General features: G+C 68.3%; 2 protein-coding genes and 1 pseudogene. 1 reads left to right on the top strand and 2 read right to left on the bottom strand.

The genetic code is table 11. The features are described 5' to 3' along the window. Positions 1–178 precede the first annotated feature (178 nt). Positions 179–1567, top strand: a complete 1389-nt coding sequence (gene fliD, locus AD428_RS21540; RefSeq protein WP_053246363.1) for a flagellar filament capping protein FliD — start codon at positions 179–181, stop codon at positions 1565–1567. A 353-nt stretch (positions 1568–1920) separates the two neighbouring features. Here fliD and AD428_RS21535 read toward each other — a convergent pair whose 3' ends face one another. Both AD428_RS21535 and AD428_RS21530 read right to left on the bottom strand, forming a co-directional pair. Beyond that, positions 1921–5097, bottom strand: coding sequence for an efflux RND transporter permease subunit (locus AD428_RS21535; protein WP_053246539.1), 3177 nt, complete (start codon positions 5095–5097; stop codon positions 1921–1923). Next, a pseudogene (locus tag AD428_RS21530) lies at positions 5094–6060 on the bottom strand (efflux RND transporter periplasmic adaptor subunit); the annotation flags it as partial. The gene AD428_RS21535 and the pseudogene AD428_RS21530, both read right to left, overlap by 4 nt.

Below are 6060 nucleotides of genomic sequence, written 5' to 3'. Positions count from 1 at the left end.
TGCTGAAGATCGCCAAAATGATCGTGAACATGCAAGGAAACGGCATCAAGACCTCGGCCTGAGCGTTTTTCCGCGCCCAACCCGGCGGAAAGGCCGAAATAGGCCCCCCTTATGCCCTTGCCCGGCCGATCGCCGCGCCCCTTATTTGACAGAATCGTAGCTAGAAGGAATTTCATACATGGCCTCTATTACTAATCTTGGCGCGGTCTCGGGCCTGCCCCTCGAAGAGACCCTGAGCAAGCTGCAGGAAGCCGAGGACAAGAAACTCGAGATCTACACGCAGCGCCAGGAGAGCTTCCAGACCCGCATCGACGCCTACACGCAGCTCCAGAGCTACCTGGAATCGCTGCAGACGGCCGCCGCCACGCTGGGCAAGCCCGAGACCATGAGCGCCATGAAGGGCAGCGTGACCGGCGGCAGCGCCCTCACCGCCACGGTGGCCGCCGAGGGCGCCGCCTCGGGCCTGTACACCATTTACGTCAACAAGCTCGCCACCGCGCAGAGCCTGCAGTCCACGGCCGTGGCCGACCGCGCCGCCAAGCACGGCGACACCGGCTCCTTCGAGATCGAGCTGGCCGACGGCACCAAGACCACCATCGACCTGGGCAGCGACACCTCGCTCGACGGCATCGTCAAGGCCATCAACGCCAACGACAAGGCGGGCCTGTCGGCCACCGTCATCAACGACGGCAATGGCAACAACTACCTGATGCTCACCGCCAAGAACACCGGCGAGAAGGCCGCGGTGAAGAACATCACCGTCACCGGCGACCAGAGCCTGCAGGACCTGCTCGGCTTCAGCACCGCCGCCGACGGCACCACGAGCGGCATGGCCGCCACCGCGGCCACCAACGCCGAAGTGGTCATCAACGGCATCACCGTCACCAGCGGCTCGAACAACATCGAGGGCGCCATCGACGGCATCACCCTGAACCTTGCCGAAACCACCGAGGCCAACAAGCCCATCACGCTCAAGCTGGAGCGCGACACCTCCGTGGCCAGCACCGCGGTGCAGAACTTCGTGAAGGCCTACAACGCCCTGCAGAGCACGATCAAGAACCTCACCGCCTTCGACGCCCAGGCCGCCACCAACCAGCCGCTCACCGGGGACAGCACCACGCGCTCCATCCAGTCGCAGCTGGCCGGCGTGCTGCAAACCGTGGTGGGCGAAGGCTCGGTGCGCACGCTGGCCGACCTGGGCATCACCACCGACCCGCTGGCCCGCGAGCTCAAGCTCGACACCACCAAGCTCGACAAGGCGCTCAAGGAAAACTCGGCCGACGTCGCCACCCTGCTCACCGGCAAGGACGGCGTGGGCGAGAAGTTCGCCGCCGTCTTCGACGACATCCTGGGCTCCAACGGCATGATCAAGACGCGTCAGGACGGCCTGGCCAAGAGCATCGCCGCCGTGAAAGACCAGCAGACGCGCGCCAAGGAAGCCAGCGACGCCGAAATGGCGCAATTGCGCACCCGTTTCGTGGCGCTCGATACCTTCGTGGCGCAGATGACCAGCATGGGCAACTACCTGACGCAGCAATTCGAAGCCCTGAGCAAATCGACCAAGTAATCGTAGAAGCGCCTTAAATGACCTATGCCGCCCGCCGTCCCTCGGGATCCTACTCCGTCCGTTCCTACGCCGACGCCGAAGCCAGGTCGGGGCTGTTGGCCAGCCCTTCCTCGACCTGGCCGTCGAGCGCGGGCGAGCCATAACGTTCCACCATTCGGGCACGGGCCGCCGCGCCTGTTCGAAGCGCTGCGCCACGCCTTGCGCGGCGGCGGCCGAGGCAGGGGCCGGCTCTGCGCCGTACTGGCCGGAAAGCGCCATGGCGGGCGGCGTGCCGTCCGGGGCGAAGGCGCAGGCGGCCAGCGCCAGCAGCAGCGCCGCCAGGGCGGGGCGTATGTGGCGGAATGCGGACATGCTCAGGTTCCTCGCTCCACGGTATCGGCGGCGCGCGCGCCCGGCGGCTCGCCTTCGGGCTCGTCGCGCTCCTCGTGCCGCACGCGGAACCATGCGGCGTAGAGCGCCGGCAGGAAAAACAGCGTCAGCACCGTGGCGCTGGTGATGCCGCCCATGAGTGCGGTGGCCATGGGGCCGAAGAAATTGCTGCGCAGCAGCGGGATCAGCGCCAGCACGGCCGCCGCCGCCGTCAGCGTAATGGGCCGGAAGCGCCGCACGGTGGCGCCGACGATGGCGTCCACGCGCTTGTGCCCGGCCTGGATGTCCTGCTCGATCTGGTCCACCAGAATGACCGAGTTGCGCATGATGATGCCGAACATGGCGATTACGCCCAGCATGGCCACGAAACCGAAGGGCTTGCCGAACAGCAGCAGCGCCGCCACCACTCCGATCAGGCCGAGCGGGGCCGTCAGCACCACCATGAGCACGCGGGCGAAGCTCTGGAGCTGGATCATCAGCAGCGTGAGCACGGCGACGATCATGACGGGCATCTGGGCGTTGATGGAAGACTGCCCCTTGGCGCTTTCCTCCACCGATCCGCCCACCTCGATGCGGTAGCCCACCGGCAGCGAGCCGCGCAGGTCTTGCAGGCGGGCGTCGATGGCCTCGGTGACGTCGATGCCTTCGGCGCCGGGCCTGACGTCGGCCTGCACCGTAATGGTGGGCTGGCGGTCGCGTTCCCAGATCACGGCGTATTCCAGGCCGTAGCGCACGTGGCCCAGGCTGCCCAGCGGCACGGGGCCGTTGGGCGTGGGCATGGACAGGGTTTCGAGCCGGGCGGGGTCCACGCGCTCGCCGAGCGGGGCCCGCAGCTCCACGTTGATGAGCTTGTCGCGCTCGCGGTACTGGGTGACGGCATAGCCCGACAGCGTCATCGCCAGGAAGCTGGAAATGTCGGCGGTGCTCACGCCCAGGTCGCGGGCCTTTTTCTGGTCGATCTCGAAATGGGCGCTGCGCTGCGAGGGCTCGTCCCAGTCGAACTGCACGTTGGTGGCGCGGCCGTCGGCGCGGATCAGGCCCGCCACTTTCCCGGCCACCTCGCGCACCGTGCCGATTTCGCCGCCGCTGACGCGGAACTGCACCGGAAAGCCCACGGGCGGGCCGTTCTCGAGCCGCGACAGGCGGCTGCGGATGGCGGAGTATTGGTCGCGCAGCACCGGCCCCAGCCACTGCGCAAGATGCTCGCGGTCTTCTACCGACCTGGCGGTGATGACGAGCTGGGCGAAGTTGGGCGTGGGCAGTTGCTGATCCAGCGGCAGGTAGAAGCGCGGCGCGCCCGTGCCCACGAAACTCACGAGATGGCGGATCTCGGGGCGGCCGGACAGCGTCCGCTCCAGCCGTTCCACCTGGCGCAGCGTGGCCTCGAACGATGCGCCTTCCTGCAGGCGCACGTCCAGCAGCAGCTCGGGCCGGTCGGAATTCGGAAAGAACTGCTGGGGCACCAGCCGGAACGCCGCCATGGCGGCGGCAAAGAGCAGGACCGTGACGCCCAGCACCAGGTAGCGGCGGTCCACGCAGGCCGCCACCCAGCCGCGCAAGCGGCGGTAGAAGCGCGTGTCGTAGATGTCGTGCTCGTGGTGGTCGGGCAGGTGCGTCTCGCGCTTGCGCTCGGGCAGGATGCGAAAACCCAGAAGCGGAATCAGCACCACTGCCGCGAACCACGAGGTAACCAGCGCGATGGCCGACACTTCGAAAATGGAGCGCGTGTATTCGCCCGTGCTGGACTTGGCCAGCGCGATGGGCAGAAAGCCCGCTACCGTGACCAGCGTGCCGGTCAGCATGGGGAAGGCGGTGCTGGTGTAGGCGAAGGCCGCGGCGCGGGCGCGGTTCCATCCCTGTTCCAGCTTCACCGCCATCATCTCCACCGCGATGATGGCGTCGTCCACCAGCAGGCCCAGCGCCAGCACCAGCGTGCCCAGCGAAACCTTGTGCAGCCCGATGCCGAAGAGGTCCATGAAGAGGGCCGTCACCGCCAGCACCACGGGTATGGAGATCACCACCACCATGCCGGTGCGCAGGCCGAGCGACACCAGGCTCACCAGCAGCACGATGGCCACCGCCTCGGCCACCGAACGCAGAAATTCGTCCACCGAATCCGACACGGCCTCGGGCATGCTGGACACTTCTTCCAGCGTCAGCCCGGCCGGCAGCCCGGCCTTGAGCCGGGCGAAGGTCTGCTTCAGCGCCTGGCCCAGCTTGACCACGTCCTGCCCCGGCTGCATGGTGATGCCGATGCCCAGCACGGGCTTGCCGGCCAGGCGCATCTGCTCGGCGGGCGGGTCCTGGTAGCCGCGGCGCAGCGTGGCGATGTCGCCCAGGCGTATCGAGCGCCCGTTCACGCGGATCAGCGTTTCCTGCAGGGCCCGCATGTCCTGGTACTGGCCGGACGGCCGCACGAAGACGCGGTCGTCCGCGGTGGTGAGCGTACCGGCGCTGGAAACCGCGTTCTGCCCGTTGACCGCTTCCGCGATCTGGGCGGGCGAAATGCCCAGCCGCGTGAGCTGCGTATTGGAGATCTCGAGGTAGATGCGCTCGGGCTGGTCGCCGAAATAGTCAACCTTGGCCACGCCGGGCACGCGCAGCAGAACGGTGCGCAGCCGGTCGGCGTAGTCGTGCAGCTGCGCCGGCGAAAAACCGTCGCCTTCCAGCGTATAGATGTTGGTATAGACGTCGCCGAACTCGTCGTTGAAGAACGGGCCCTGCACCCCCTGCGGCAGCGTGGCGGCGATATCGCCCGCTTTCTTGCGCACCTGGTACCACTCGTCGGCCACGCGGCCGGCGGGCGCCGAATCCTTCATGGTGAAGAAGATCAGCGACTCGCCGGGGCGCGAATAACTGCGCAGGAAATCGGTGTCGGGGGTTTCCTGCAGCTTGCGGGCGAGGCGGTCTGTCACCTGCTCCTGCACCTGGCGCGCGGTGGCGCCCGGCCACAGCGTCTTGATGACCATGACGCGGAAGGTGAAGGGCGGGTCTTCCGACTGCGCCAGCCGCGAGTACGACAGCACGCCGAACAGCGTGACCAGCGTGATGAGGAAAACGACCAGCGGCTGGTGCCGCAGCGCCCAGGCCGACAGGTTGAAGCGGCCTTCGGCGTGCGCGCTTTCGGCGTGGCCGCCCTCGGGGGGGAGGGCGGCGCTCATGACGCGAAGTCCTCGGGGTGCAGCGGCGGCACGGGCCGGACTTTTTCGCCCGCGCTCACGGCATGCACGCCCTGCCACACCACGCGCTCGCCGTCTTTCAGGCCTTGCGAGAGGGTGACGGTGCGGGCGTCGTAGCGCAGCACCCGCACCGGGCGCAGTTCCAGCGTGTCGTCGCCCGGCTTGACCACCCATACCGCCGGCGCGTCGCCCTGGTGGAACAGCGCGGTGGCCGGCAGCGTGAAGGTGGGCTGCGCGGAACCGGCGGTGTTCTCGAAGCTGATGTTGGCCGTCATGCCCAGCCGCAGCGCGGGGTCGGGATTCTCCAGCGTGAGCTTGACGCGGTAGGTCCGGCTCTGCGGATCGGCTGCCGGCGCGATTTCGCGCAGCGTGGCGTTGAAGCTGCGGTCCGGCAGCGGGGCCAGCGTCACCGTGGCGCGCTGGCCGGGCGCGAGGTGCGCCAGGATGTTCTCGGGTACGTCGCACAGCGCCGTCCACGCGCCCGACCAGGCCAGCGTGTACACGGGCTGTCCTGCCGACACGTTCTGGCCCGTGTCGGCCTGTTCCGCGGTGATGACGCCGGCATGGTCGGCGCGCAGCGTGGTGTAGCCGAGCTGGTCGGCCGCCAGCGCGGCCTGCTGGGCCGCCTGGTCGCGCTGCGCCAGCGGCGACGCATAGGCGTTGCGGGTCTGTTCGAGCTGGGTTGCCGGAATCAGGTTCTCGCGCGCTGCGCGCGGTCGCGATTGAGTTGCCGGGTGGGCGTATTCGAGCTGGTGGCGCGCGGCCGACAGTTGCGCTTGCGCGCTGGCGGCATTCTTGGGCGGCATCGGCGGGGTCCAGGCGCGCCACGATTTGGCCCGCCTGCACCGTGTCGCCCAGCCGCGCCAGCCGCTCACGATCTTGCGGCCCACGCGGAAAGACAGCGGCGTGCTGTAGCGGGCCTGCACTTCGCCGGGCAGGGTCCAG

The sequence above is a fragment of the Achromobacter sp. DMS1 genome, assembly GCF_001270295.1.
Note: the sequence above shows the minus strand (reverse complement) of the source record. Positions and strands in the feature narration are given on the sequence as shown.

Bases quoted from the DNA above. Each gene is read 5' to 3' on its own strand.
- fliD (WP_053246363.1), top strand. From the start codon at position 179: ATGGCCTCTATTACTAATCTTGGCGCGGTCTCGGGCCTGCCCCTCGAA.
- AD428_RS21535 (WP_053246539.1), bottom strand. From the start codon at position 5,097: ATGAGCGCCGCCCTCCCCCCCGAGGGCGGCCACGCCGAAAGCGCGCAC.